This window comes from Bradyrhizobium sp. (genome assembly GCF_019242285.1).
In the GTDB taxonomy this organism is placed as follows: Bacteria; Pseudomonadota; Alphaproteobacteria; order Rhizobiales; family Xanthobacteraceae; genus Bradyrhizobium.
Map to the genome: position 1 here is coordinate 1 of NZ_JAFAVV010000309.1, position 2,937 is coordinate 2,937.

Below are 2,937 nucleotides of genomic sequence, written 5' to 3' on the forward strand. Positions count from 1 at the left end.
GCTTCGTTGCGCGCGGGCTATCCTCCAGGCCGGCAAGCCCGTGATCGGCAAACCGATGCCGCCACTTGCTGACGATCCGTGGCTGAACGCCGACTTCCTGAGCAATCGAACGCGTGCTGCGGCCCTCGGCCGCCAACAACACGATCCTCGCCCGCTTCACCTCGCCTTGCGGCGTGCTCGGTGCCCGGCAGCGCGCCTCAAGCACCTTGCGCATCTTCGGCCGGAGCCGAACTTCTCTTGCTTCGGGAATCATCCCCATCTTGAATCATGACTCACCCAAGAAGAAAAGCGGGTACTAGCGCCAGCGTCGGGGCGCCAGAACCACACGTTTTCGCCGTCCGCAATGGCGCCGCTCGTCTCGCAGCATCACGGCGTCCCGCTTCCCATGTCCCCATCTCTGATGAGCAATCCATCGGCCGCTCCGTGGCGTGCACCCGGTTTGCGTTAGCTGCGGCTCGCCCCTTCCTTTTCCCGGATAAGCTGGCGGCTGAGCGAGCAACCGAGTTCCCGCTTGACTCACCCATAACCCATCAGTTATGGGTCGATCCATAGCCCGCTGGTTATCGATCGTCCATGCCCACCGCCCACGACGTGCTGTTCAAAACTCTGGCCGATCCGACCCGTCGCGCCATCTTCGAGCGGCTGTGTCGTGACGGGGAGCAGACGGTTGCGGCGCTCACGGCGCGGGCTGGCGTCTCGCAGCCCGCGGTTTCGAAGCATCTCGGCGTCTTGAAGCAGGCCGGGCTGGTCCGCGACCGCCACGTGGGGCGGCAGACGCACTACAGCGCGCAGCTCGGCGCGCTGGTGCCGCTGATCGACTGGACCAGCCGCATGGCCGGCTTCTGGGAGCGCCGGTTCGACCACCTTGGAGATCTGCTGAAAAGGATGGACCAATGAACGCAACATCGACCGAAACCCGCTCCGTCGTCGTCGAACGCGAATTCCCCTTTCCGCCGGAAAAGCTCTGGCGCGCGCTCACCCAACCGCATCTGATCGAGGAGTGGCTGATGAAGAACGACTTCAAGCCCAGCGTGGGTCATCGTTTCAATCTTCGCGGCGAGTGGGGCGGCGTGCTGGATTGCGAGGTGCTCGCTGTCGAGCCGAACCGGGAACTGTCCTACACCTGGAATTTTGCCCATGACGATGCGGCTTTCAACCTGTCCAGCGTGGTGACGTTCACGCTGACGCCGACAAGTGCGGGCACGCGGCTGCGCATGGAGCAGGCGGGCTTCCGCCCGGACCAGAAGCAGGCCTATGGCGGTGCGCATGCCGGCTGGAAGCAGTTCTTCGAGAAGCTCGAGCAGATGCTGACGCGCACGGATTGATGCCTGCCGCGCGATATTTCGAATCCTCCGAAGGAGATCCCATTGGATTGGAACACGTGGTTTCGGCAGCTCCACCGCTGGCTGTCCATTGCTTTCACGGCGGCCGTCATCGTCAATCTCGTTGCGGTGCTACAGGGAACGCAGGCCGTCTGGGTCGGGCTGCTGGCGCTGTTCCCGCTCATCCTGCTCCTGCTCACAGGCCTGTACCTGTTCGCGCTGCCTTATGCCATCAAGTGGCGGCAGCAGCGCCAATGAGCGGAGCGACGGCCATGAAGAAGGCGGCGACGATCGCGCCAAAGAGCAGGAGCGGCGCAAAGGAGGAGAAGCGAGGCTACTCGCCCTCCCGTCTGATCGACGGGAGAATCGCCGAGCTCGGCGATTGGCGCGGTGAGACGCTCGCGCGCGTCCGTGCCCTCATCAAGCAGGCCGATTCCGACGTGGTCGAGGAATGGAAGTGGCGCGGCGTTCCGGTGTGGGAGCATGGCGGCATCATCTGCACCGGCGAGACCTACAAGGCCGCAGTGAAGCTGACATTCGCCAAGGGCGCATCGCTCGATGATCCGGCCGGCCTGTTCAACTCCAGCCTCGAAGGCAACACCCGCCGCGCCATCGACATCCACGAAGGCGACAGGATCGACGCGAAGGCATTCAAGGCGCTGATCCGCGCCGCCGTGACGCTGAATACGTCCAAGGTCAGACGCTGATCCGATTGCAGCGCCTCAGGCCGCCGAAAGAAATTTGCGGAACCGCGCGCATCGCTGTCGGACTCATGCCCCGTCGATCGTCCTCGGAAGGCGAACCAACCGAGGAGGTCTCATGTCATATGTCGATGGATTTGTCATTCCGGTGCCGAGGGACAAGGTCGAAACCTACAAGGCGCATGCGCGAAAGGCTGGCGAGATCTGGAAGGAGCATGGCGCAATCGCCTTTGTCGAATGCATCGGCGACGATGTTCCACACGGCCAGTTGACCTCGTTCCCCCGTGCCGTGCAGGCAAATGACGACGAGGTCATCATCTTCTCCTGGATCATCTATCGAAACCGTGCCGAGCGCGACCTGGTCTGCCAGAAGGTCATGGCGGACGAACGTCTCGAGCGCAAAATGCCGTTCGACGGCAAGCGATTGATCTACGGTGGTTTCGAGATGTGGCTTCAGATGTGAAGGACCGAGGCCTTACAAAGGTCGGAACAAGCCGCCAGGATCACGGGTCGGGAAGCAGGCGCGATCGGAAACTCCCATGTTCGACCATATCGGCCTGGTCGTCAGCGATCTCGGGCGTGGCAAGCGGTTCTACACCGCCGTGCTCGAGCCGCTCGGCTTCCGGCTGCTGGAAGATCACACCCAGCATGATGGAACCGGGTGGCTGGTGTTCGGCACCGGCCAGCGCCAATCTCCGTTCTTCGTCGTGGGCGCGGGCCGGCCGAGCTTCTGGAGCGACGGCCACGAGCCGAGCAGGAGTCCGATCCATCTCGCGCTCAGCGCGCCGTCGAAAGAGGGCGTCGATCGCTTCCATGCCGCCGGGCTCGCGCTCGGTGCGCGCGACAATGGCGGGCCCGGCATCCGTCGCAAGCCGTTCTACTGCGCCTTCCTGATCGATCCCGACGGCAACAAT

General features: G+C 63.4%; 7 protein-coding genes. 6 read left to right on the forward strand and 1 reads right to left on the reverse strand.

All coding sequences use genetic code 11. The features are described 5' to 3' along the window. The coding region (locus JOY90_RS12210; protein ID WP_291691395.1) for a helix-turn-helix domain-containing protein at nucleotides 1-253 on the reverse strand (253 nt) is incomplete at its 3' end. A 320-nt stretch (nucleotides 254-573) separates the two neighbouring features. On the opposite strand from JOY90_RS12210, the gene JOY90_RS12215 reads away from it, so the two are divergent. The 6 genes from JOY90_RS12215 to JOY90_RS12240 all read left to right on the forward strand — a co-directional run. Next, complete coding sequence (locus tag JOY90_RS12215) at nucleotides 574-897, forward strand: helix-turn-helix transcriptional regulator (RefSeq protein WP_291691389.1); 324 nt, start codon at nucleotides 574-576, stop codon at nucleotides 895-897. Further along, nucleotides 894-1,325, forward strand: a complete 432-nt coding sequence (locus JOY90_RS12220) for an SRPBCC domain-containing protein (RefSeq protein ID WP_291691390.1) — start codon at nucleotides 894-896, stop codon at nucleotides 1,323-1,325. The genes JOY90_RS12215 and JOY90_RS12220 overlap by 4 nt, the downstream gene beginning before the upstream one ends. Nucleotides 1,326-1,367: 42 nt before the next feature. After that, the gene (locus JOY90_RS12225) at nucleotides 1,368-1,580 is read left to right on the forward strand and encodes a hypothetical protein (RefSeq protein WP_291691391.1); all 213 of its coding nucleotides are present in this window, start codon (nucleotides 1,368-1,370) and stop codon (nucleotides 1,578-1,580) included. Between the two features lie 14 nt (nucleotides 1,581-1,594). Then, nucleotides 1,595-2,029 carry a DUF1801 domain-containing protein gene (locus tag JOY90_RS12230; RefSeq protein ID WP_291691392.1) on the forward strand — a complete coding sequence of 145 codons (435 nt, stop codon included), beginning with the start codon at nucleotides 1,595-1,597 and terminating at the stop codon, nucleotides 2,027-2,029. Nucleotides 2,030-2,141: 112 nt separating this feature from the next. Further along, on the forward strand, nucleotides 2,142-2,486 hold the full coding sequence (locus JOY90_RS12235) for a DUF1428 family protein (protein ID WP_291691393.1): 345 nt from the start codon (nucleotides 2,142-2,144) through the stop codon (nucleotides 2,484-2,486). Nucleotides 2,487-2,562: 76 nt separating this feature from the next. Next, nucleotides 2,563-2,937: VOC family protein (locus JOY90_RS12240; protein ID WP_291691394.1), on the forward strand; the 375-nt coding region annotated here is incomplete at its 3' end.

Excerpts from the sequence above, each read along its gene's own strand:
- JOY90_RS12215 (WP_291691389.1), top strand. The coding sequence starts at position 574 with ATGCCCACCGCCCACGACGTGCTGTTCAAAACTCTGGCCGATCCGACC.
- JOY90_RS12220 (WP_291691390.1), top strand. The coding sequence starts at position 894 with ATGAACGCAACATCGACCGAAACCCGCTCCGTCGTCGTCGAACGCGAA.
- JOY90_RS12230 (WP_291691392.1), top strand. The coding sequence starts at position 1,595 with ATGAAGAAGGCGGCGACGATCGCGCCAAAGAGCAGGAGCGGCGCAAAG.
- JOY90_RS12235 (WP_291691393.1), top strand. The coding sequence starts at position 2,142 with ATGTCATATGTCGATGGATTTGTCATTCCGGTGCCGAGGGACAAGGTC.